The following is a 22,828-nucleotide window of genomic DNA, read 5'->3' as shown; positions in this document are numbered from 1 at the left end:
GCAGACTGGCCCTTACACCGACGGAAGGCAGGGGGGACGACAGATGGACGGCATACCGGCCATCCCGCACCAGCGGAACCACCCCGAGGCAGCCCGGCGCCATTCCGCTGCCGCGCCGGACGCCACGGCGGGGACCCGGCCCGGCAGCCCCGCCGACCCGCCGGACACCGCGCGCGGCGCCCATGCCGGTACTCCGGCGGCCGCTCCGGCCGCCACGGCGGCCGCCACGCCGCATGCCACGGCCGACGCCTCGGCCAACGCCACATCCGGAACCCGGCCGTCCGCCACGGACTCCGCCGCCACCGCGGCCGCCACCCCCGCCGAGCCGGACGCGACCAGCGCCCCCGATGCCCACCCCGCTCCCGCGCCCACGGGCACCCGCTTCGCCGTCCTCGGGCCCATCCGCGCCTGGCGCGGCGGCGAGGCTCTGCCCTCCGGCACCCCGCAGCAGCGCGCCCTGCTCGCCGCGCTCCTGCTGCGCGGCGGCCGTACCGCCACCGCGCCCGAGCTGATCGACGCCATCTGGGGCGAGGACCCGCCGCAGCAGGCCCTCGCCACCATCCGTACGTACGCCTCCCGCCTGCGCAAGGTCCTCGCGCCCGGCATGCTCGTCAGCGAGTCCGGCGGCTACGCCATCCGCACCCCCACCGGCGCCCTCGACCTCGGCATCGCCCGCAGCCTCGCCGCCGACGCCGAACAGGCCCGCACCGCCGGCGACCGCACCCTCGCCCGTACGCTGCTCGCCCGCGCCCTCGACCTGTGGGACGGCGAACCCCTCGCCGGGGTCCCCGGGCCGCACGCCGAGACCGAGCGCACCCGGCTCGCCGAATGGCACCTCCAGCTGCTGGAGACCCGCCTCGACCTCGACCTCGAGCTCGGCCACCACGCCGAGGCCGTTTCCGAGCTCACCGCGCTCACCGCCGCGCACCCGCTGCAGGAACGGCTGCGCGAGCTCCTCATGCTCGCCCTGTACCGCAGCGGCAGGCAGGCCGAGGCCCTCGCCGTGTACGCCGACACCCGCCGGCTCCTCGCCGACGAACTCGGCGTCGACCCCCGGCCCGAACTCTCCGCGCTCCAGCAGCGCATCCTGCGCGCGGACGCCGAACTCGCCTGCGCCGAAGACCCGGTCCCGGCCGCCGCGCCCGCACACGTGAGGCCCGCCCAATTGCCCGCCACCGTCGCCGACTTCACCGGACGAGCCACCTTCGTCAACGAGCTCGGCGAGATCCTGTCCGGCGTCGGGGGCCAGGTCATGGCCGTCTCCGCGCTCGCCGGGATCGGCGGTGTCGGCAAGACCACCCTCGCCGTGCACGTCGCGCACGCCGCCCGCCCGCACTTCCCCGACGGCCAGCTCTACGTCGACCTCCAGGGCACCGAGCCGCGGCCCGCCGAGCCCGTCGCCGTCCTCGGCTCCTTCCTGCGCGCCCTCGGCACCCCCGACACGGCCATCCCGGACAGCGCCGCCGAGCGGGCGGCGCTGTACCGCTCCACGCTCGACGGCCGCCGGGTCCTGGTCCTGCTCGACAACGCCCGCGACGCCGCCCAGGTCCGCCCGCTGCTGCCGGGCACCGCGGGCTGCGCCGCCCTCGTCACCAGCCGGGTCCGCATGGCGGGCCTCGCCGGGGCCCATCTCGTCGACCTCGACGTGATGAGCCCCGAGGAGGCCCTCCAGCTGTTCACCCGGATCGTGGGCGCGGAGCGGGTCGGCGCCGAGCGCCAGGCCGCCCTCGACGTGGTCGGCGCCTGCGGCTTCCTGCCGCTCGCCATCCGCATCGCCGCCTCCCGGCTGGCCGCGCGCCGGACCTGGACGGTGTCCGTCCTCGCCGCGAAGCTCGCCGACGAGCGCCGCCGTCTCGACGAGCTCCAGGCCGGCGACCTCGCCGTCAAGGCCACCTTCGAGCTCGGCTACGGCCAGCTCGAGCCCGCCCAGCAGCGCGCGTTCCGCCTCCTCGGCCTCGCCGACGGGCCCGACATCTCGCTGGCCGCGGCAGCCGCCGTACTCGACCGGCCCGAGCACGAGACCGAGGACCTCCTCGAGGCTTTAGTGGACTGCTCCCTCCTCGAATCGGCAGCTCCCGGCCGCTACCGCTTCCACGACCTCGTACGCCTCTACGCGCGTGCGTGCGCCGAGCGCGACGAGCAGCCGCCGAGCGGCCGCGACGCCGCGCTGGACCGGCTGCTGGACTTCTACCTCGCCACCGCCTCCGCGGTGTACGCGGTGGAGCGCCCCGGCGACCGGCTCCCCGCGCACCTGTCCGCCACCCACTACCCCGGCCTGCGCTTCGCCGAGCCGCGCGCCGCCCTCGACTGGCTCTACGCCGAGGCGGACCCGCTGCTGGCCTGCGTCCGGCAGGCCTCCGTGCGCTCGACCGGGCATGCGGACGTACTGCGCCGGGCGGTCGACCTCCTGTGGGCGGCCAAGGACCTCGCCGAGTCGGGGGCCAACTCCAAGCAGTACGAGTCCGCCGCCGTGGCCCTGCGCGACGCCGCACACGCCGCGAAGGACCCGCATGCGGAGGGCCGGGCCCGGACCACGCTCACCAACGTCCACCTGGTCGCGGGCCGGTTCGACGAGGCCGACGACGAGGCCCGGCAGGCGATGGACCTCGCCCGCGAGGCCGGCGACCCGCTGCCCAGCTGCTGGGCGCCCAACGACCGCGGGATCATCGCCCTCTACCAGGGCCGGCACGCCGACGGCGAGCGGTACCTGCTGGAGGCCATCGAGAACTTCCGCGCCGACGGCAACCACATCGGCGAGGCCAGCGCGCTGTGCAACCTCTCCCGGATCCACGTCGAACTGGGCCGGCTGAGCAGCGCCATCGACCTCGCCGAGCAGGGCATCGCCATATACGACCGGATGGGCCTGACCCTGCGCCTGGCCAACGGCCGCTACGCGCTGGGCATCGCCCTCACGCAGGCGGGGCGGCTCGGTGAGGCGCAGGAGCAGCTCACCGAAGCGCTGTCGCTGTTCCACGACAACCGGCAGCCGCTGTGGGAGGGCGTGACGCACTTCCGGCTCGCCGTGGCCCACCTGGCCGCGCACCGGCCCACGCTGGCCGCCGCGCACGCCGAGCAGGCCATCGCGCTGCGCGGGATCGGCGGGGAGTGGCGCCGGGCGACCGTGCTGACGGTGCTGGGCAAGGCGCTGCGCAGGCTGGGGCAGCGGGACCGGGCGCGGGTGTGCTGGCGGGATGCCGAGGTCGTCTTCAAGCAGCTGAAGTCGGCCGAACTGGCCGAGGTGCAAGCTCTGCTGGCTTCGGAGATTGCGGCCTGAGCTGCGCCGATCGGCGGATGAACGAGGCATTCATCGTTCGTTTATCGCCGTCCGCCACGATAGGTACATCGACTCACCGCGTCGGGGGGCGCGAGAGTCGGCTGGAGGACCACCCGTTCGGCGGTCCGCGGGGGAATCGCCGAACGGGCCCGACCCATCCATCAGGAGAACCGATGACGACGAACGAGAACATCCTGCCGAACGACGGCGACATCAAGCCGATGGACAACCACGCGTCCGGCATCGAGATCAAGCCGCTCGACGACAGCCTTGCACCGGGCGTCGACATCACGCCGATGGACAACCACGCCTCCGGCATCGAGATCAAGCCGCTGGACAAGCAGGCTTCGGGCGAGGACATCGTGGCGATGGACAACCACGCGTCCGGTACTCGTCCGTAAGACGTCCCACGGGGGATACGGGGGACGGGGGGACGGTCCCACGGGGGATACGGGGGACCGGGAACAACGGGGGGACCGCGGGGGATTCGGGGGAACCCGCCGCGGTCGACGGGGGAGCACGGCCCACCGGGGTCACGGGGGACCCGGGGGGGAGCACGAACGACGGGGGAGCACAACAAGGACGGCGGTCGCGGTGGCCCGGAGGGGGAGCCACCGCGGCCGCCGTCGCATGCCCGCGTCACCTCGGTTCATTAGGCTGGGACCGTGTTCACCTCCCAGGGACCGACCGTCCGCGAGCTCGCCGTGCAGGCCCTCTCGTCCGTCGAGCGCGGGTACGACCTGCTCTCGCCCAAGTTCGACCAGACCCCCTTCCGCACCCCGGACCGCATGCTCGACGCGGTGGAGGAGGCGCTCGCCCAGTACGAGGGCTCCTTCGGGGCCGGGCTGGACGTGTGCTGCGGGACCGGCGCGGGGCTGGGGATGCTGCGGCGGCTGTGCCGGGACCGGGTGACCGGGGTGGACCTGAGCGCCGGCATGCTGGCCGAGGCCGCGCGGGCGCACCCCGACGAGCGCATCGACCTCGTACGGGCCGACGCGCGGGCGCTGCCGCCCGGACTGGCCGGCTCGTACGACCTGGCCGTCAGCTTCGGGGCCTTCGGGCACTTCCTGCCGGCCGAGCGGCCCGCCCTCTTCTCCGGCGTCCACGCCGCGTTGCGCCCGGGCGGCGTCTTCGCCTTCCCGATCGGGGCGCCGATCCCGCCGACCTCGCCCGTGTGGTGGGCGGTGGCGGGCTTCGACGCCGCGATGCGGGTGCGCAACGCGGTGTGGCGGCCGCCGTTCGTCATGTACTACCGGACCTTCGCGCTGGGCGGCGTCCGGGCCGACCTGCTGGCGGCCGGCTTCACGGTGGAGACCCTCCCGCTGGAGCCCTTCGGCCGCCGGGACGACGGAACCCCCCGCTGGCGCCTCCTCCTGGCCCGGAAGGCCACCTGATCAGCGGGCCCGGAGTTCGCGTTTGAGGACCTTGCCGCTCGCGTTGCGCGGGAGTTCGGTGACGAACTCGACCTCGCGCGGGACCTTGTAGTTGGCCATCTCGCGGCGCGACCAGGCGATCAGGTCGTCGGCCGTGAGGGTGGAGCCGGGGCGGCGGACCGCGTACGCCTTGCCGACCTCGCCGAGGCGGGGGTCGGGGACGCCGACGACGGCGACGTCCGCGATGTCCGGGTGCAAGCCGATGAGTTGCTCGATCTCGGCGGGGTAGGCGTTGAACCCGCCGACGATGAACATGTCCTTGATCCGGTCGGTGATGCGCAGGTTGCCGTCGGTGTCGAGGACCCCGACGTCGCCGGTGCGCAGCCAGCCGTCCGGGGTGACGGCCGCGGCGGTCTCGGCCGGGTCCTCGAAGTAGCCCTGCATGACGTGGTGGCCGCGGACCCACACCTCGCCCGCCGTCCCGGCGATCTGGGCGTACCCGTGCTGGTCGGCGATCTTCACCTGGGTGTCCGGGATGGCCCGTCCCGAGGTCGATGCGATGACCTCGGCCGGGTCGCCGCGGCGGCACATCGTGACGATGCCACTGGCCTCGGAGAGCCCGTACGCGGTGAGCACGGTGGAGATGTGCAGTTCGCCGCGCAGCCGCTCGACGAGCCGGAGCGGGACGACGGCGGCGCCGGTGACGACCAGGCGGAGGGCGGACAGGTCGTGTTGGTCGCGCTGGGGGTGGTCGAGGAGGGACTGGTGGAGGGTGGGCGGGCCGGGGAGTACGGAGATCCGCTCGGCGGCGATGTTGGCGAGGACGGTGTCCACGTTGAAGACGGGCTGCGGGACCATCGTGGCCCCGCGCATCAGGCAGGCGATGATGCCGGCCTTGTAGCCGAAGGTGTGGAAGAAGGGGTTCACGATCAGGTAGCGGTCGCCCTCGCGCAGGCCGGCGAGCTCGCTCCAGACGTCGTAGCAGCGCAGGGACTGGGCGTGGGTGATGACGGCGCCCTTGGGGCTGCCGGTGGTGCCGGAGGTGAAGATGATGTCGGAGGGGGCCTCGGGGCGGATCGACTCGGCGCGCTCGCGCACGGCCTCGGCGCCGACGCCGTCCCCGCCGGCCAGGAAGTCCTTCCAGGTCCGGAAGTCCTGGGGTGCGTCCTCGGCGAGGACGACGACCTGTTCGAGGTGCGGCAGCCCGGGCAGCGGGCCGCGGCCGCCGTCCCCTTCGGAGGCGGCCCGGCGCAGGGAGGCGACGTACGAGGTGCCGAGGAAGGTGCCGGTGACGAACAGCAGCCTGGCCCGGCTGCGCCGCAGGACGTACGCGGCCTCCGAGCCCTTGAAACGGGTGTTGAGGGGGACGAGGACGGCGCCGGCCGAGACGGCGCCGAGTGCGGAGACGATCCACTCCAGGGTGTTGGGGGCCCAGACGGCGACGCGGTCCCCCGGTTCGATCCCGGCGGCGATGGCGGCGGCCGCGGCGCGCTCCACGCGCTCGCCGAGCTGCGCGTAGCTGATGCGGACGCGCCCGTCGACGACGGCCTCGCGGTCGGCGTACTGCCCGGCCGCGGCGCGCACCAGTCCCGCGATGCTGCCCCAGCGCAGATCCCCCCGGACGTCTTCGCTCATCGCACACCCCTCCCAGTAGCTGACTATCCGTCAGATTAGCTGTAGCCTTCGCGGCTGTCAGTACTGGTGCAGCCCCGGAGGTGGCGATGGCGGCAACACTCAAGGACGCTACGGCGATAGTCGGGATCGGCCAGACCGCCTTTGCCAAACGGCTCCCCGAGTCCGAGAAGGAACTGGCCTGCCGGGCGATCCTCGCCGCACTCGCGGACGCCGGAATAGCGCCCTCCGAAGTCGACGCCTTCTCCTCGTACACGATGGAGGAGACCGATGAGGTCGAGGTGGCGAAAGCCATCGGCGCCGGCGACGTCACCTTCTTCTCCAAGATCGGCTACGGCGGCGGCGGTTCCTGCGCCACCGTCGGCCACCTCGCGGCCGCCGTAGCCACCGGGCAGGCGAGCGTCGGCGTCGCCTGGCGCTCGCGCAAACGCGGCTCCGGCCCGCGCCCCTGGAAGAACACCGCCGTCCAGCTGCCCACCCCCGGCCAGTGGACCCGCCCCTTCGGGCTGCTGCGGCCCGCCGACGAGATCGGCATGCTGGCCCGCCGGTACATGCACGAGTACGGCGCCACCCGCGACCACCTCTTCAACGTCGCCATGGCCTGCCGCAACCGGGCCAACGAGAACCCCGCCGCGATGATGTACGAACGCCCGCTGACCCGCGAGATGTACATGACCTCCCGCATGATCAGCGACCCGCTGTGCCTCTTCGACAACTGCCTGGAGACCGACGGGGCGCTGGCCTGCGTGATCGTTTCCGCCGAGCGGGCCCGCGACTGCCGCCGGAAGCCCGTCTACGTCCACTCCGTCGCCCAGGGGCTGCCCGCCCAGCACCACGGCATGGTCAACTACTGGAACGACGACCCGCTGTCCGGCCCCGCCTGGACCGCCGCCCGACACCTGTGGAAGCAGGCCGACTTCGGGCCGCAGGACGTGGACGTGGCCCAGATCTACGACGCGTTCACCCCGCTGATCCCGCTCTCCCTGGAGGGCTACGGCTTCTGCGGGCGCGGCGAGGGCGCCGCGTTCACCGAGGGCGGGGCCCTGGAGATCGGCGGCCGGCTCCCGATCAACACCGGGGGCGGCGGCCTGTCCGAGGCGTACGTGCACGGCTTCAACCTGATCAACGAGGGCGTCAAGCAGCTGCGGGGCGTCTCCACCGCCCAGGTGCCGGACGCCGCGACCTGCCTGGTGACCGCGGGCGAGGGTGTCCCGACGTCCGCGATCCTGCTGCGAGCCTGAGGAGCGAGCGACCATGACGACGACCCCGGCACCGGCGACGCCTCCGGCCACGGACCCTTCCCCTTCCCCTGCCCCCGCGCCTGCCCCGGCCCCCGCCGACCAGCTGCTCCTGCCCGTCCCCGACGAGGACGGCGCCCCCTTCTGGGAATACGCCGCCCAGGGCGAACTCCGCGTCCAGGCCTGCACCGCGTGCGGCCGGCTCCGCTTCCCGCCCAGACCCTGCTGCCCGCACTGCCAGTCGTTCGACTCCGAATGGCTGCCGATGAGCGGCCGCGGCCGCATCTGGTCCTACGTACGGCCCCACCCGCCGCTGCTCCCCGCGTACGCCGCGCAGGCCCCGTACAACGTGATCCTCGTGGAGCTCGCCGACGCCCCGCACATCCGCCTGGCCGGAAACCTGGTCGCCTCCCCCGACGCCCCGCTGAACTCGGTGGACCCGGCCCGGCTGCGCATCGGCGCCCGGGTGCAGGTGGTGTTCACCGAGACGGGCGGGATGACCGTGCCGCGCTGGGTACTGGAGAAGTCGTGACGGTACGGGTGGAGCGGGACGAGGCGGGCGGGGTCGCGGTCGTCACGCTGGACCGGGAGCGCAAGCACAATGCGATCGACCTGGCGACGGCCGCCGAACTGGCCGAAGTGTGGCGGGAGTTCCGCCACGCGGAGGCCGTCCGCGCGGTGGTGCTGACGGGGGCCGGACCGGCCGCGTTCTGCACGGGCATCGACCGCGGCGTCTTCGTGCCGCAGCCCGCCTCCCCCTACTCGGTCGACGACCCGCTGCTGTCGGTCGGCCCGAAGGCGAACGACCTGTGGAAGCCGGTGGTCGCCGCCGTCAACGGCATGGCGTGCGGCGGGGCCTTCTACCTGCTGGGCGAGTCGGAGTTCATCGTCTCCTCCCGGAGCGCGACGTACTTCGACCCGCACACGACGTACGGGATGGTCAGCGCGTACGAGGCCGTGTACATGGCGCAGCGGATGCCGTTCGGGGAGGCCGCCCGGATGTCCCTGATGGGGACGGCCGAGCGGCTCTCCGCGCAGCGGGCGTACGAGATCGGCCTGGTCTCGGAGCTGACGGCGCCCGAGGAGCTGCTCCCGGCGGCGCTGCGGGCGGCACAGACCCTGGCCGGGTATCCGACGGAGGCGGTGCAGGGCACCGTACGGGCCCTGTGGTCGGCGAAGCAGGCGGCGCTGCATCAGGCGCTGGCGCAGGCCCCGGCGCTGATCTCGCTGGGGAACCTCTCCCCGGAGCGGCAGGCGGACCTGTTCGCCGGCCGCCGGGCGGCGGCCCCGGAGCCGCGGGTGCGCTGAGCGGCGGCGGCGGCCTCGGCCGGGCCGGCAGCGCCGGCCCCGCGGCGGCTAGTCGATCCGGCCGACGACGCAGGTCTTCACGTCCGCGGCCTTGTCGTCGTGGACCATCGGGGCGGTGACGGTCTGGGTCTCGCGGGCCTTGAGCGTGACGCGGACGGAGGTCCGGTCGACGACGCCGTTCGCGCCCTCGAAGGTCAGCGGGACGTCGACCGTGCGTTGCTTGTCCACGTCGGAGGTCACCCTGAGGACGGCCTTCGGGCTGCCGGGTCCGGCGCAGTCGACGACCTGGGCGTGCGCGGGCGGGCCGGCGCTCTTGCTGGGCGACGGCGTCGACTTCCCGCCGCCGTTGCTGTTGTTGCTGCTGTTGTTGCTGTTGTAGCTGCTCTTCTTCTTCGAGCTGGAGCACCCGCCGCCGCTGCCGCTGCCCTTGCTCTTCCCGCCGTGCCCGCCGTGGCCGGACGAGAAGCCCGTGAGCGCGAAGACGACGGCGACCAGTACCGCGGTGAACCTGATGTGACGTCCGGCCGGCATGGCCCGACCCCCTCCCCTGACGACGGCGGGCCACGCTATCACCGCCGCGCGCGCCCGGACACGGGGGCTGCAGGGCGTGCCACGTGCAGGAAACGTGAGGGCCCACCCGGCCCTTGGCCCGTCCACAGTTGCCATGCATATGATCAAACCCGGCCAACGGGGAGGCGCACCATGTCCGGTTCCTTGCGGCGCAGTCGAAGGTGAAGACGCGGTAGAAGCTGTGAGGGGATCCGGTGCTGACCTACTACGAAGTCATGACCACGGACCTGGGCCTGCTGACGACGGCCGCCGCCAAATGGGAGGAGATGGCGGGCGAGCTGAAGAAGGTCGAGACCCGCTACGCCGACTCCGTGCAGAAGATCACGCTCGGCGGGGAGAGCTGGAACGGCGTCAGCCAGCAGACCGCCCACACGAACTTCGCGGCGACCCGCTACGAGTACACGGCCGCGCAGTCCCAGGCCAAGGCGATCGGGAGCCTGCTGCGTGACGCGCACGAGAAGTTCACCGATCTGAAGAAGAAGCTGGAGAGCGCGCGCGACGACGCGATAGCCGCCGGCATGACCGTCTCCGAGCAGGGACGCGTCGCGTTCGACTACGCGAAGCTCACGCCCGCCGAGCGCAGCGCCTACCACCACGACCCCGACGGCCAGAAGACGATCAGCGAAGCCGTCGGCAAGTGGCAGCAGCACATCGACGACCGGGTGAAGGCCGTCTCCGAGCTCGACCAGAACGTCAAGACCGCCCTCAGCGCCGCCGTCATCGACAGCAACCGGGACGCCCTCGGCAAGGGCGACGACGAATCGCTCACCGGGTTCAACCGCTACGCCGAGGGCGACCTGGACAAGGCCCCCAAGAAGCTCGACGAGACGCCCCCGGAGCGGCCGAAGGCCGACGACGGCCTCACGATCACCGGGCCGGACGCCGGTATGAAGCTCACCGGCGTCAAGTACGGCAAGGAAGGGTCGATCAAGCTCTACGCCGACCTCTTCCACATGACGTACAAGGGTGAGTACAACAACGGGTCGCTCACGCTCGCCGGCCTCGACGACATCTACGTGGGAGCGCGGGGCAGCGCCAACTTCGGCATCACCGACAAGGGCCTCGCCGCCAAGGCCGAGGCTTCCGCGGGCGTCCGGGCGATGCTGGAGGGGCACGCCAACTACGGGGTCGTCGGCGGCTACGGGCGCTTCGAGGGGTTCGCGGGCGGCGAGGCCTCCGCCAGCCTCGGGTTGGGCAAGGACGGCTTCAACGGCGGCTTCAAGGCGTTCGCCGGCGAGAAGGGCGCCGTCGCCGCGGGCACGGAGGTCGCCGGGCTCGGCGCCGGCGCCACGGCCGAGGGATGGGCCGGTGCGGGCGCGGAATTCAAATGGGACCTCGGCAAGGGGGAGGACGGCAAGTACCACTTCGGCGGCAAGGCGGGCCTCGCCCTCGGGATCGGCGGCGCCGTCGGAGGCGAGTTCACGGTCGACCCGGGCAAGGTCAAGGACGCCGCGGGCGACGCGGCCGACTGGGTGGGCGACACGGCCGGCTCCGTCAAGGACGAAGTCACCAGCTGGTTCGACTGATCGACTGACGTACTCCCCCGTGGAAGGAGGGCCTGAAATGCCCACGACCCTGCCGGTGCCGATCGAGTTCGGCCTGCCCGACGGCTGGCGAGCCGCCCCACCGGACGAGGTGGGCGCTCAGGGCGTGGCGTTCATCGCGCTGCACCCGCAGCCGGACGCCGGATTCACCGCCAACATCACCGTCGACGGCGACTTCCGCCCGGACGGGGCGACCCTGGCCGACATGGCCGACGAGTCGGTGGAGCGCCTGCGCCGGGCCGCCGAGTCGGTGACGGTGACCAGCCGCCGCGAGCTCGGCTCCGAGGCCGCGCCGTGTCTGGCCCAGCGGGTGGCCCTGTCGGCCGTCGCGGGCGGGGTGCGCCGCGACCTCGTCCAGTCCCACGTCTACCTGGCCGTACTGGACCTCGAGAACCCGCACCGGCGTGCGGTGATCCGGCTGGTCCTGACCTCGACCGCGGCGCAGGAGGACGGTCTGCTGGACGACTTCCGGGAGTTCCTGCGCACGGTGAGCCTGGACACCGGGGAGGGGGCCTAGCGATGGGCCGTCTCTGGGACCGGTACATGGGCACGGTACGGGCCGACAGCGGCCGGGCGGCGATCCCCACCACGGAACTGCGGGCCGCCCTGCTCGCGCTGAACGGCACGGGCGTGGTGTTCAGCGTGCGCGAGACGGGCGGCGGGGGCGCCGACCTGGTGGCGGACTGGAAGATCACGGAACCCGCCACCGGCTCCGGCCCGGGCCGCCGGCAGGTGGAGCGGACCTTCAAGGTCTGGATGCGCCTGCTCCCCGCGGAGCGCGAGGTACGGGCCATGGACGAGCAGTGGGCGGTGACGCGGGCCGGCAGCCCGCCCGGCCGGACCGTCCAGCGCGAGCACGGCCGCGGGCCGATCCGCCGCAGGCACAAGGAGTGGACCTTCGAGCGCGACGCCGAGGGCCGCCGCCGGAAGGTCGAGTCGTTCCGCCTGGACACCCGGGACCTGAAGGACCCCCTGCGCAACGCGGTCCTCGCCGCGGGCTGGTCCTGGCACGGAGTCCGCACGCTCTGACGCGTACCCGAGCCGGCGCGGACATGGCGGCGGCCCCGGCCCCCGGTGAGGGGGCGGGGCCGCCGAGCCCGTTCAGGCGGGAGGGGATCAGGCCTCGACGACGCCCGAGGCCGCGACCTCGATCTTGCCGCGAGTGGCGCCCGAGGGGGTGCCGAGCTTCTCGATCTGGTCCACGATGTCCTGGCCCTCGACGACCTCGCCGAAGACGACGTGCTTGCCGTCCAGCCACGGGGTGACGACGGTGGTGATGAAGAACTGCGAGCCGTTGGTGTTGCGGCCGGCGTTCGCCATCGACAGCAGGTACGGGCGGTCGTGCTTCAGCTGGAAGTTCTCGTCGGCGAACTTCTCACCGAAGATGCTCTTGCCGCCGGTGCCGTTCTGGTTGGTGAAGTCGCCACCCTGCAGCATGAACTGCGGGATGACGCGGTGGAACGGCGAGCCCGCGTAGCCGAACCCGTGCTGGCCGGTGGCCAGCTCGCGGAAGTTCTGGGCGGTCTTCGGGACGACCTCGTCGAAGAGGTTGAAGACGATGCGGCCGGCGGGCTGGCCGTCGATGTTGATGTCGAAGTAAACGTTGCTCATGGGCTCCATCCTGTCACTCCCGGTGCTGCGCGCGACCCGGAGGGCCCCGAAACCCCTCACCCGGCCGTACGGGTCCCCGTTCCCTTGGCGGCGTCCAGGGCGTACACGCAGCGGTCCTTGCTGCACGCGTAGACCACGCCCGCCTCGGCCACCGGGGCGCCCGTGATCTCCCCTCCCGTGGCCAGCTTCCAGCGCAGCTGGCCGCCCGCCGCGTCCAGGGTGTACAGGCAGTGGTCGGCGGAGCCGAAGTGCACGCGGCCGTCCGCCACCGCCGGCGGGCCGGTGATCTCGCCGCCCGCGGCGAACCGCCACTTCGGGGTGCCGGTGACCGCGTCGAGCGTGTACAGCGCGCTGCCCGCGCCCAGGTGGACGTTGCCGTTCGCGACCAGCACCGGGTCCGAGGAGGGCCGCGGCTCGGTGGCGATGCGCCAGCGGTCGGTGCCGGTGGCCGCGTCCAGGGCGTAGACGGTGCCCAGGTAGTCGGCGAGGTAGACCCCGCCGCCCGTGACCGCCGCGCCGGGCGCGAAGGCCGGGGCGGCCAGGAAGACCGCGGGGGCCTCGAAGTGCCAGCGGACCCGGCCCGAGGCCCGGTCCACGGACAGCACGCGGGTGCCGGCGGCGATGTAGACGTTGCCGTCCGGGGCCGGGGTGACCCGGACCGGGACGTTGCCGCAGGAGGCCGCGTCGCCGACCGGGTACGACCAGGCCTCGCGGCCGCTGCGGGCGTCCAGGGCGCGCAGCCGCGCGTCCTGCCACACGTACACCGTGCCCTCGTGCAGGACGGGGGCCGCCTCGGGGGTCTCGAAGTCGCTCTGGGCGCCGGTCAGCTCCCACAGCTTCTGACCGCTGGACGCCTCCCAGGCCTGTACGCCGCCACCGCGCGTGGCGGTGACGACCGTGCCCCGGTCGGCGCGCAGGGCGTACACCCAGGCGTCGGTGTTCAGGCGCCAGCGCTCGGAGCCGTCGGAGGCGTCGAGCGCGTAGAGGGAGGGGCCGTCGGAGGCGTGGATGCGGCCGTCCGCGACGGCCATGGACCAGGCGACGTCGCGGGTCTTGAACTGGCGGCGGCCGCTGGCCACGTCCAGGGCGTGCACCTCGAAGGAGGTCACGTAGAGCAGGTCTCCGGCGACGGTCGGGGTCCCCCAGACCTCGTTCGACATGCGGAAGCGCCACGGGCGCCAGCGGCCGCTGTCCGGGGCCGGGCCGGGCGACGGCACCACGGCCGACGCGGAGGAGGAGGCCGGGCCCGAGCCGTGCGGGGCGACCGCGACACCGCCCGGCGGGCGGACCCAGCCGGTCGCCGAGTCGGCGGCGGACGCGTGCGCGGCGGGCGCCGAGGCGCTCGCGCGGGGCCCGGGCCCGATCGGCACCGGGGAGCCCCCGAGGCGGACCGGCTCGCCGGAGGGTGCCGGGGACGGCGCGGGGGACGTCGGCCTCGGCGGGTGCTGAGGGCGCTGCGGGAGGGCCTGCCCGGTCCGCGGGTCCACCCACGGGTCGGCGTCGCCGCGCGGCTCCCGGCGGTGCGTGGCGGCTTCGGCGCCGCGCCCGGCAGGGCGGCCGGGCGCCGGAACGGGCGCGACCGCCGTACGCTGCCCCGCCCGCCGGGCCTCGATCATCGCGACGGCCCGGCCCGGCAGCCACGCCGAGGCGGTACCGCTGTCGTCGCCGCCGTCGAAGAGGTGCGGGGCGAGCTGCGCCTGCAGGTCGGCCGGGGTCGGGCGGTGAGTGGCGTCCATCTGCATGCAGGAGTCGATCAGCGGCCGCAGCTCGTCCGGGAGCCCCTCCAGGTTGGGCTCGTCGCGCAGCAGCATGAACACCGTCTCCACCGGGTTGGCCCCGTGGTACGGCGGATGCCCGGTCGCGGCGAAGACCAGGGTCGACCCGAGCGAGAAGACGTCGCTGGCCCCCTTGACGCTGCGCGAGTCCTTCGCCTGCTCGGGCGACATGTACGCGGGCGTGCCGACGGCGACGTTCGTCATGGTCAGGCGGGTGTTCGAGACGCCGCTCGCGATGCCGAAGTCGATCACGCGCGGGCCGTCCTCGACGACGAGCACGTTGGACGGCTTCAGGTCGCGGTGGACGAGGCCGGCGCCGTGGATGGACTGCAGGGCCTCGGCGATGCCGGCGGCGAGCCACCGTACGGCCTGGGCCGGCATCGGTCCGCACTCGTTGACGATCTCCTCCAGGGAGGGCGCCGGGACGTACGCGGTCGCCAGCCACGGCACGGCGGCCCGCGGATCGGCGTCGACCACGGCCGCGGTGTAGAAGCCGGACACGGCGCGCGCCGCCTCCACCTCACGGGTGAAGCGGACCCGGAACAGCTGGTCCTCGGCGAGCTCGGTCCGCACCGTCTTGATCGCCACCCGGCGTCCGGATGCCGACCGCGCGAGATAGACCAGCCCCATGCCGCCGGCGCCGAGCCGTCCCAGCACCTCGAAGGGGCCGATCCGTCTCGGGTCGTGCTGCGTCAGCTGCTCCACCACTCGCCTCACAATCCCCGTACGGGCCCTTGCCGGGCCCGTTCCCACCTGCACGCGCGCCGGCACGGCGGTCGGCCCCGTGCAGCGTCTCACCCCGGGCGCCGCCCGGGGTCGCGCAACCCCGATTCTGTCAGGCCCGCGCCGGAGCCGTGTCGTCACAGTCCGGGCGGGGCGGCCCGGCGTACGGCGGACGGACGACGGACGGCAGACGTACGGGCGCACCGCGTACGGCCCGGGGGCGGCCCGACCGCCCGGCGGTCCCGTACGGCGGTCCCGTACGGCGGTCCCGTACGGCGGTCCCGTACGGCGGCCGCTACTCCATCCGCCCGGAGCGGGTCTCCGAGAGCAGCGCGAACACCGCGCCCTGGTTGTCGGCGACGACCGCGATCCGCCCGTACGGCGTGTCGAAGGGGTCGGCGGTGACGCGGCCGCCGAGCCGCTTGACCGTCGCGACGGACTCGTCGCAGTCCGGGACGGCGAAGTACACGAGGAAGTGCGCCGGCATGATCTCCGGGAACGCGTCCGTGATCAGGCTGCGCCCCATCACGGCGGTCTCCGCGCCGGGCCGGCTGCCGGGCGGGGACCACAGGCGGTACTCGACGCCCGTGCCCGCGTCGTCCTGGTCCTCGGGGACGTAGCCGAAGACGTTGGCGTAGAACACGTCGACCGCGTCGCGGGCCCGCGTGTAGACCTCGCTCCAGCAGTACGTGTAGGGCTCCTGCTGGGCCTCGAAGCCGTCGTGGGTGCCGGGCTGCCACAGGCCGAAGACGGCCCCGCCGGGGTCGGCGGCGAGCGCGGCGGCGCCGTACGGGCCCACCGGCTGGGGGTCCATGACCATCTGGCCGCCGGAGGCGCGGATGCGGGCGGCGCACGCGTAGGCGTCGGAGGTGTGGAGGTAGATCCCCCAGACGGTGGGCATGCGGCCGTCGGGTTTGGGGGCGAGGGCGGCGACGTTGCGCCCGCGGCTGTAGGCCTGGGTGTAGCCGCCGTACTCGGGGCCGGCGCTGCCGCCGAAGGTCCACCCGAAGAGCTCACCGTAGAAGCGCTTGCCCGCCTCGACGTCCGGAAGCGAGGCGTCCACCCAGCAGGGTGTGCCCTCCGCGAATGCGGCCATGGCCCGTTTCCTTCCGTCGTGCCCTTGCCCCGTGCCCCTCAGCCATGATCTGCCCGAAAACTTGTCCACAGCCTGTTGATAAGACTAATCGGGGGATACCGAGAGGAAGCGGGCGGGTCACCCGGGCGGGCGTCCGCCCGGATTTCGCACCGGATCCGCCCCGGATCCACCCGGGATCCGCCCGCCACGCACCCGGAACCGACACCTCCCCGGAGCCCCGCCCGCCCGGATTCCGAGCGGAACCGGGCCGGGCCCCGACCGGAAACGGCCCCCTGGCAGGGCCCGGGGTGGGGGCTCCGCCCAGGCCAGGCGTCGGGTAACCCCATTTGCAGGCGGCCGAATCGCGCGCAGATCACCCCTCGGTAAGCTGACGGCATGACAGGACAAGTACGCACCGTCGACGGCCGCGTTGCCGGCCGGCGCGGTCAGGCGACGCGGCAGAAGCTGCTCGACTGCCTCAGCGAGATGCTCAGCTCCTCGCCGTACCGCGACGTCAAGGTGATCGACGTCGCGCGCAAGGCCGGCACCTCCCCCGCGACCTTCTACCAGTACTTCCCGGACGTCGAGGGCGCCGTCCTGGAGATCGCCGAGCAAATGGCCACGGAGGGCGCGCAGTTGACGGCGCTCGTCGAGGGCCGCAACTGGGTCGGCAAGGCCGGCTGGCAGGCCGCCGAGGAACTCGTCGAGGGATTCCTGGACTTCTGGCGGCGCAACGACGCGATCCTGCGGGTCGTCGACCTCGGCGCGGCCGAGGGCGACAAGCGCTTCTACAAGATCCGCATGAAGATCCTGAACTCCGTCACCAACTCCCTCACGGAGTCGATGAAGGAACTCCAGGCCAAGGGCAAGGTCGACAAGGACCTCAGCCCGGCGGCGATGGCGGGTTCACTGGTCGCGATGCTGGCCGCGGTGGCCTCGCACCAGAAGGGCTTCCAGACCTGGGGCGTCAAGCAGGCCGAGCTCAAGCCGAACCTGGCGCTGCTCGTCCACCTGGGCATCACGGGCAAGAAGCCGACCAAGTAACGGCGGACCCTCCCCGGGGTCCGCCGCCCTCCCCCTCCCCCCGCCTGCGATCAGCGACGCTCCAGACGGAACAGCCGGATCTCGCGCTCGATGCGCGCCTGGTACGTCGCGTACGGCGGCCAGAACCTCAGCACGGCCTGCCACGCCGCCGCGCGCTCCTCGCCCTCCAACAGCCGGGCCCGTACGGCGATGTCCTGGCCCTTCCAACTCACGTCCGCGTCAGGGTGCTTGAGCAGGTTCCCGGTCCACGCCGGGTGCCCGGGGCGGCCGAAGTTGGAACCGATGAGGAGCCAGCCGGCCCCTCCCTCCTCCGGCATGCAGGCGAGCGGCGTGGTGCGCGGTTCGCCCGTCTTCGCACCCTTGGCGGTCAGGATCACACCGGGCAGCATCTGGGCGCTGAGCATGACCTTGCCGCGGGTCAGCTTGTGCACGGCCTTGTCCACGGCGGGGATGAAGTGCGGTGCGATCTTGGCGAACAGCATGGTCGAGGAGACCTTCTGCATCAGCTTGACGCCGGCTGCCATTGCCATCAGACGGCCACCTTCTCTTGTGGGGCGGTGAACAGGCCCGCACGGTGGGCGGCGTGCGCGCGCAGCCGGTGGACCGGGCCGAACAGCAGCTCGTCGGCCGCAGCCCGCTTGAAGTACAGGTGCGCGTCGTGCTCCCAGGTGAAGCCGATGCCGCCGTGCAGCTGGATCGCCTCGCCGGACGTCACCCGCAGGGCCTCCAGGGCCTGGGCGAGGGCGAGGCCGCCCTGCCGGGGGTCCCAGGCGGCGTAGTAGGCCGCCGAACGGGCCGCCTGCACGTGTACGTAGAGGTCGGCGAGGCGGTGCTTGACCGCCTGGAACGAGCCGACGGGCCGGCCGAACTGCTCGCGCTGGCGTACGTACTCCACCGTGCGGGCCAGCGCCTGCCCGGCCGCGCCGACCGCCTCGGCGGCGAGGACGGCGGCGGCGGTGCGCCCGGTGGCGGCGAGCGCGGCGAGGACGCCGTCGTCGGTGGTGTTGTCGCCGTCGACACCGAGCAACTCGGCCGGGGTGTCGCGGAGTTGGATACGGGCCTGCGGCCGGGTCTCGTCCAGGGTGGCCTGCCGCGACCGGACGAGCCCGGGGGCGTCCTCCCGTACGAGGAACAGCAGGGTCCGGCTCCGGGCGAACCCGCCGGTGTGCGCGGCGACCAGCAGCAGGGAGGCGCTGTGCCCGTCGAGCACCTGCGCGACCTCCCCGTACAGCCGCCAGCCGCCGTCCTCACCGGCCTTGGCCTGGACCCCGCCGGCCCGGCCCCCGCCGGCCCACTCCCCGGGGGCGTTGTCGCCGGTCAGGGCGAGGGCGGTGGACAGCGCCTGGCCGGGGACGGCGAGGGCCGCGGTGAGCCCGCCGGCCGCGAGCGGCGGGAGCAGTGCGGAGCGCTGGGCCGCGGCGCCGAGGGCGGTGATCAGCGGTACGGCGAGCACGGCGGTGGCCAGCAGCGGCGAGGGCAGCAGCGCCCGCCCGGTCTCCTCGCAGGCCAGGGCCAGGTCGGCGGGGGCGCAGCCGACGCCCCCGTACTCCTCGGCGACGGCGATGCCCGGCAGGCCGAGCTGCGCGGAGAGCTGCTGCCACAGCTCGCGGTCGTGTCCGGCGGCGGTGCGGACGGCGGCTTTGACCTCGTCCGGGCCGCAGCGCTTGCCCAGGATCTCGCGCAGGGTACGGCGCATCTCGTCCTGCTCCGCGGTGAAGGCGGCATCCATCGTCGGGCTCCTCCCCGTATCTGACGGGCCGTCATGTTAGGGCGGTCGGCGGCAGATGCACAGGGGGCGGGGAGGTCGGGTGCCGAAGGGGGACCAAAAGGCGACGGGAGGGGGATCGGATTGCGTGGACTAGAAACTGACGATACGTCAGATGTACGGTCGGATGCATGCCTGGACCCACGCCTGAACCTCGCAACGGACGCCGCCGGGTCGCCGTCGTCGGCGTCGCCCTCTCGGACTGCGGCCGGGTGGACGGCCCCACCCCGTACGCCCTGCACGCACAGGCCGCCCGGCGGGCACTGGCCGACTCCGGCCTGGACCGCTCCGCCGTCGACGGCTTCGCCTCGGCCGGCCTCGGCATCCTCGCGCCCGTCGAGGTGGCCGAGTACCTGGGGCTGCGCCCCACCTGGGTCGACTCCACCTCGGTGGGCGGCTCGACCTGGGAGGTCATGGCGGCGCACGCGGCGGACGCGATAGCGGCCGGCCACGCCAACGCCGTGCTGCTCGTGTACGGATCCACGGCGCGCGCCGACATCAAGGCCCGGCGGCGCACCTCGAACCTCTCGTTCGGAGCGCGGGGGCCGCTGCAGTTCGAGGTGCCTTACGGACACACGCTGATCTCCAAGTACGCGATGGCGGCGCGGCGCCACATGCACGAGTACGGGACGACCCTCGAGCAGCTCGCCTCGGTGGCAGTCCAGGCCCGGGCGAACGCGGCGACCAACCCGGACGCGATGTTCCGCGACCCGATCACGGTGGACGACGTCCTGTCCGGCGAGATGATCGCGGACCCCTTCACGAAGCTGCACTGCTGCATCCGCTCCGACGGCGGCTGCGCGGTGCTGCTGGCGGCGGAGGACTACGTACCGGACACCGCCAAGTCCCCGGTGTGGATCCTGGGCACGGGCACGTCCGTCTCCCACACCACGATGTCGCAGTGGGAGGACTTCACGGTCTCCCCAGCAGCCGTCTCAGGCCGCATGGCGTTCGAGCGGGCGGGGGTGACCCCGGCGGACGTCGACCTCGCGGAGATCTACGACGCCTTCACGTACATGACCCTGGTCACCCTCGAGGACCTCGGCTTCTGCGCGAAGGGCGAGGGCGGGGCCTTCGTGGAGAAGGGCCGCCTCCTACGGGACGGAGAACTGCCGGTCAACACCGACGGCGGCGGCCTCTCGGCCTGCCACCCGGGCATGCGCGGCCTGTTCCTGCTGGTCGAAGCGGTCCGCCAACTCCGCGGCGAAGCCGGCCCGGCCCGCCAGGTCACCAAGCGCAACGGCAACCTCCCCGAGGTGGCCCTGGCATCGGGCACGGGCGGCTGGTTCTGCTCGTCGGGGACGGTGATCCTGGGGCGGGGGTGAGGGGGGGGTGCGCCTGCTCGGGGCCGGGGGTGTCGGTCGTGACGCCGGGCGGCGGGGGCGCACTCGGCGGCGGAAGGCGGAACAGAAGAGGGCGGCGGGGGCCACGCACCCGTCGGCCGAAGGCCGAACGGAAGGAGGCGGCGGGGGCCACGCACCCGCCGGCCGAAGGCCGAACGGAAGGTGAGGCGGCAGGGGCGCGCACTCGGCGGCGGAAGGTGGAACGGCAGGCGGGGCGGCGGGGGCCACCCACCCGGCGGCGCGAAAGCTGGCGCACGTGCGGGCGGCGGGGTCCATGCGCTCCGCGTCGGTAAGGCCAGCCGGGATGTCGGGGGCGGGGTATGCGTGAGCGGTGTCGGTGTGTGTCCGGGGGCGTCCCGTCAGTCCACTGTCCTTCCGTGTCGTGCCGATCCCTCAAGGGCGCTCCTCCTTCGTCGTCGCGTCGCTTCGCGATGTCGCTGCGCTCCACCCTTGACCGACCGACCCGCCCCGGAATGCCATAAGACTGCCGGGAAGCCCCCGAAGGAATGGCCGGGAGGTTCATGTTCCGATGAGGGCCCATCAGAGATGCCGAGCAGGAGCCCCTGTCCATCCGCACCCCATTCCCCGGGACCACCGAGCAAGAGCAGGATGGGGCCAGGGGGAGGCCACAGTCCCCCAAAGGGCCCAAAGGAAGCCCTTTCCGGACCCGGGCAGGGTCAACCTGCACCAGACAGCGGCCAGATCCCCCTGTCGGTAGGAGTGGGCCCGCAGGCGCCCCAGATCGCTACGCGCTCCTCATCTCTCGGCGTCCAACGGCCGTCTGGGGCTGCCATAAGCCGCCCAGACGCCTCCGTGGCCAGGTTTTCGGGCGTCTGCAGCCTGCTGGGGAGCGAAAGGGGGCCAGACGGAGTCTGATGGCGGATTTCTCAACCCCCCACTCCGACAAGCGCCCCTTCACGTCTCAACCGGCCGCCAAAACGGGACAAACAACCCGCAGTCGCATCCCGGGCCGGCCTGCGCCGGCCATGGGCGACCTATGTCCAGCCCCAGACGGCCGGCGGACGCCAAGCCAGGAGGAGCACGTAGCGAATTGGGGCGTCCACGGACCAACTCCTACCGACAGGGGGATCTGGCCGCTGTCTGGTGCGGGTTGACCCCGCCCGGGTCCGGAAAGGGCTTCATCTGGGCCCTTGAGGGAGGCGTTCCCCTCCCCGCGGCCCGGCACCGGCCTGGATCGGTGGTCCTGGTCGCCTGGGTGCGGATGGACAGGGGCCGCCGGTCAGCATCTCTGATCGGGGCCAATCGGAACATGAACCCCCCGGCCATTCCTTCGGGGGCTTCCCGGCAGTCTTATGGCATTCCGGGGCGGGTCGGTCGGTCAAGGGTGGCCGAAGGCCATCGCGAAGCGACGCGACGACGAAGGAGGAGCGCCCTTGACGGGCCGGCACGACACGGAAGGACAGTGGACTGACGGGACACCCCCGGACACACACCGACACCGCTCACACCGACCCCGCCCCCGACGTCCCCGCTCGCCTTACCGACACCGCTCACACAGACCCCGCCCCCCGACATCCCGGCTGAGCTTTCCGCTGCCGCTCCCGCTGCCCCGCCCCCGACGTTCCGGTCGGGCCTTTCCGACGTCGAGTGCACGGACCCCGCCCCCGACATGCCGGTCGAGCCTCTCCGACGCCGAGTGCACGGCCCCCGCCCCGACAGCCCGGCTCGCCTTACCGACACCGCTCACCCAGACCCCGCCCCCCACGTCCCCGCTGACCCTTCCGCCCCCGTTCCGGCGAATACCGAAGGCGGGTCGCATGGTTCGATGAGCGGCATGACCCGCGAGATCAGCAGCTCCGAGATGGATGACATCGAGGCGTTCCACGCCACCCTGCACTCCCTGCGCGTGTGGGACGGCCCGCTGCCCGGCTTCGACCCCGGGGCCGCGCCCGCCGAGCCGTTGGCGCTGTTCCGGGAGTGGTTCCTGCACGCCGCCCGGGCCGGGCAGCCGGAGCCGCACACGATGAGCCTTGCGACGGTGGACGCCGACGGGCGGCCCGACGTACGCACCCTGATGCTCCACGACGCCGACGGGCAGGGCTGGCACTTCGCCTCGCACGCCACCAGCGCCAAGGGCCGGCAGCTGGCCGGCCGGCCGGACGCCGCGCTGGGGTTCTACTGGCCCGCCGTGGCCCGGCAGATCCGGATCCGCGGCCGAGTCACGGCCTGCGGGGCGGAGGAGAGCCGGGCGGACCTGGCGGTCCGTTCGCGGGGTGCGCTCGCGGCGGCGCTGACGGGCCGGCAGAGCGAGATGCTGGGCTCGGTGCAGGAGCTGGCGGAGGCCTCGGCGGCCGCGTGGGAGCGGGCCGGTGCCGAGCCGGACGCCCCGGTCCCGACCTGGACCCGGTACGTGCTGGACGCCGCTGAGGTGGAGTTCTTCCAGGGTGACGCGGCCCGCCGACACGTCCGGCTGCGCTACCGCCGCGACGACGACGGCACCGGCTGGGCCCGCGAGCTGCTCTGGCCCTAGGGGGCGCCGGGCGGCAAGGCGCACTTCAGCCTCGGCCTCAGCCCCCTTGGGACCGTAGGGCC

General features: G+C 73.4%; 19 protein-coding genes. 12 read left to right on the top strand and 7 right to left on the bottom strand.

Annotated elements, in window-relative coordinates:
• Positions 1-43: 43 nt before the first annotated feature.
• The 3 genes from AB5J51_RS23055 to AB5J51_RS23045 all read left to right on the top strand — a co-directional run bounded on the left by AB5J51_RS23055 (position 44) and on the right by AB5J51_RS23045 (position 4,668).
• The gene (locus tag AB5J51_RS23055; protein ID WP_369778534.1) at positions 44-3,274 is read left to right on the top strand and encodes a BTAD domain-containing putative transcriptional regulator; all 3,231 of its coding nucleotides are present in this window, start codon (positions 44-46) and stop codon (positions 3,272-3,274) included.
• Positions 3,275-3,447: 173 nt separating this feature from the next.
• Entirely contained in the window at positions 3,448-3,675 is a 228-nt protein-coding gene (locus AB5J51_RS23050; RefSeq protein ID WP_053790598.1) for a hypothetical protein, read from the top strand.
• A gap of 264 nt (positions 3,676-3,939) precedes the next feature.
• Positions 3,940-4,668 carry a class I SAM-dependent methyltransferase gene (locus tag AB5J51_RS23045; protein WP_369778533.1) on the top strand — a complete coding sequence of 243 codons (729 nt, stop codon included), beginning with the start codon at positions 3,940-3,942 and terminating at the stop codon, positions 4,666-4,668.
• Here AB5J51_RS23045 and AB5J51_RS23040 read toward each other — a convergent pair whose 3' ends face one another.
• Positions 4,669-6,282 (bottom strand): FadD3 family acyl-CoA ligase, encoded by a 1,614-nt coding sequence (locus AB5J51_RS23040; RefSeq protein ID WP_369778532.1) that lies wholly within the window; start codon positions 6,280-6,282, stop codon positions 4,669-4,671.
• A gap of 86 nt (positions 6,283-6,368) precedes the next feature.
• Here AB5J51_RS23040 and AB5J51_RS23035 point away from each other — a divergent pair, with 86 nt between their 5' ends.
• From AB5J51_RS23035 to AB5J51_RS23025, 3 genes are all read left to right on the top strand, one after another.
• The gene (locus AB5J51_RS23035) at positions 6,369-7,520 is read left to right on the top strand and encodes a lipid-transfer protein (protein ID WP_133897718.1); all 1,152 of its coding nucleotides are present in this window, start codon (positions 6,369-6,371) and stop codon (positions 7,518-7,520) included.
• Between the two features lie 103 nt (positions 7,521-7,623).
• A complete protein-coding gene (locus tag AB5J51_RS23030; protein ID WP_053790605.1) occupies positions 7,624-8,049 on the top strand; it encodes a Zn-ribbon domain-containing OB-fold protein in 426 nt (141 codons plus the stop codon).
• The gene (locus AB5J51_RS23025; protein ID WP_369778531.1) at positions 8,046-8,825 is read left to right on the top strand and encodes an enoyl-CoA hydratase/isomerase family protein; all 780 of its coding nucleotides are present in this window, start codon (positions 8,046-8,048) and stop codon (positions 8,823-8,825) included. The genes AB5J51_RS23030 and AB5J51_RS23025 overlap by 4 nt, the downstream gene beginning before the upstream one ends.
• Positions 8,826-8,873: 48 nt before the next feature.
• Here the strand turns inward: AB5J51_RS23025 and AB5J51_RS23020 are convergent, their stop codons facing one another.
• Positions 8,874-9,356 (bottom strand): hypothetical protein, encoded by a 483-nt coding sequence (locus AB5J51_RS23020; RefSeq protein ID WP_133897716.1) that lies wholly within the window; start codon positions 9,354-9,356, stop codon positions 8,874-8,876.
• A 254-nt stretch (positions 9,357-9,610) separates the two neighbouring features.
• Between AB5J51_RS23020 and AB5J51_RS23015 the strand changes: the two genes are divergently transcribed.
• From AB5J51_RS23015 to AB5J51_RS23005, 3 genes are read left to right on the top strand one after another with little or no spacing between them, the layout of a single operon-like run.
• Positions 9,611-10,921 carry a hypothetical protein gene (locus AB5J51_RS23015; protein ID WP_053790604.1) on the top strand — a complete coding sequence of 437 codons (1,311 nt, stop codon included), beginning with the start codon at positions 9,611-9,613 and terminating at the stop codon, positions 10,919-10,921.
• 37 nt (positions 10,922-10,958) lie between these two features.
• Positions 10,959-11,456 carry a hypothetical protein gene (locus tag AB5J51_RS23010; RefSeq protein ID WP_369778530.1) on the top strand — a complete coding sequence of 166 codons (498 nt, stop codon included), beginning with the start codon at positions 10,959-10,961 and terminating at the stop codon, positions 11,454-11,456.
• 2 nt (positions 11,457-11,458) lie between these two features.
• Positions 11,459-11,968, top strand: coding sequence for a hypothetical protein (locus AB5J51_RS23005; RefSeq protein WP_053790590.1), 510 nt, complete (start codon positions 11,459-11,461; stop codon positions 11,966-11,968).
• 87 nt (positions 11,969-12,055) lie between these two features.
• Here the strand turns inward: AB5J51_RS23005 and AB5J51_RS23000 are convergent, their stop codons facing one another.
• The 3 genes from AB5J51_RS23000 to AB5J51_RS22990 all read right to left on the bottom strand — a co-directional run bounded on the left by AB5J51_RS23000 (position 12,056) and on the right by AB5J51_RS22990 (position 16,144).
• The gene (locus AB5J51_RS23000; protein WP_053790589.1) at positions 12,056-12,550 is read right to left on the bottom strand and encodes a peptidylprolyl isomerase; all 495 of its coding nucleotides are present in this window, start codon (positions 12,548-12,550) and stop codon (positions 12,056-12,058) included.
• Positions 12,551-12,606: 56 nt separating this feature from the next.
• Positions 12,607-15,033, bottom strand: coding sequence for a serine/threonine-protein kinase (locus AB5J51_RS22995; protein WP_199828192.1), 2,427 nt, complete (start codon positions 15,031-15,033; stop codon positions 12,607-12,609).
• A gap of 310 nt (positions 15,034-15,343) precedes the next feature.
• Entirely contained in the window at positions 15,344-16,144 is an 801-nt protein-coding gene (locus AB5J51_RS22990; protein WP_053790588.1) for a VOC family protein, read from the bottom strand.
• A 375-nt stretch (positions 16,145-16,519) separates the two neighbouring features.
• On the opposite strand from AB5J51_RS22990, the gene AB5J51_RS22985 reads away from it, so the two are divergent.
• On the top strand, positions 16,520-17,167 hold the full coding sequence (locus AB5J51_RS22985) for a TetR family transcriptional regulator (RefSeq protein WP_053790587.1): 648 nt from the start codon (positions 16,520-16,522) through the stop codon (positions 17,165-17,167).
• Between the two features lie 50 nt (positions 17,168-17,217).
• On the opposite strand, the gene AB5J51_RS22980 is transcribed toward AB5J51_RS22985, so the two are convergent.
• Together AB5J51_RS22980 and AB5J51_RS22975 are read right to left on the bottom strand one after the other, a co-directional pair.
• Positions 17,218-17,691 (bottom strand): nitroreductase family deazaflavin-dependent oxidoreductase, encoded by a 474-nt coding sequence (locus AB5J51_RS22980; protein ID WP_369780292.1) that lies wholly within the window; start codon positions 17,689-17,691, stop codon positions 17,218-17,220.
• 5 nt (positions 17,692-17,696) lie between these two features.
• Positions 17,697-18,896 carry an acyl-CoA dehydrogenase family protein gene (locus AB5J51_RS22975; protein ID WP_369778529.1) on the bottom strand — a complete coding sequence of 400 codons (1,200 nt, stop codon included), beginning with the start codon at positions 18,894-18,896 and terminating at the stop codon, positions 17,697-17,699.
• A 167-nt stretch (positions 18,897-19,063) separates the two neighbouring features.
• Here AB5J51_RS22975 and AB5J51_RS22970 point away from each other — a divergent pair, with 167 nt between their 5' ends.
• Entirely contained in the window at positions 19,064-20,257 is a 1,194-nt protein-coding gene (locus AB5J51_RS22970) for an acetyl-CoA acetyltransferase (protein WP_369778528.1), read from the top strand.
• 1,813 nt (positions 20,258-22,070) lie between these two features.
• Positions 22,071-22,766: a pyridoxal 5'-phosphate synthase gene (locus AB5J51_RS22965; RefSeq protein WP_206310748.1), complete on the top strand. Its 696-nt coding sequence runs from the start codon at positions 22,071-22,073 to the stop codon at positions 22,764-22,766.
• Positions 22,767-22,828: the final 62 nt, after the last annotated feature.

This window comes from Streptomyces sp. R33, assembly GCF_041200175.1.
Taxonomy (GTDB): domain Bacteria; phylum Actinomycetota; class Actinomycetes; order Streptomycetales; family Streptomycetaceae; genus Streptomyces; species Streptomyces katrae_B.
The sequence above is the reverse complement of the archived record's forward strand: the minus strand, read 5'-3'. Positions and strand labels throughout refer to the sequence as shown.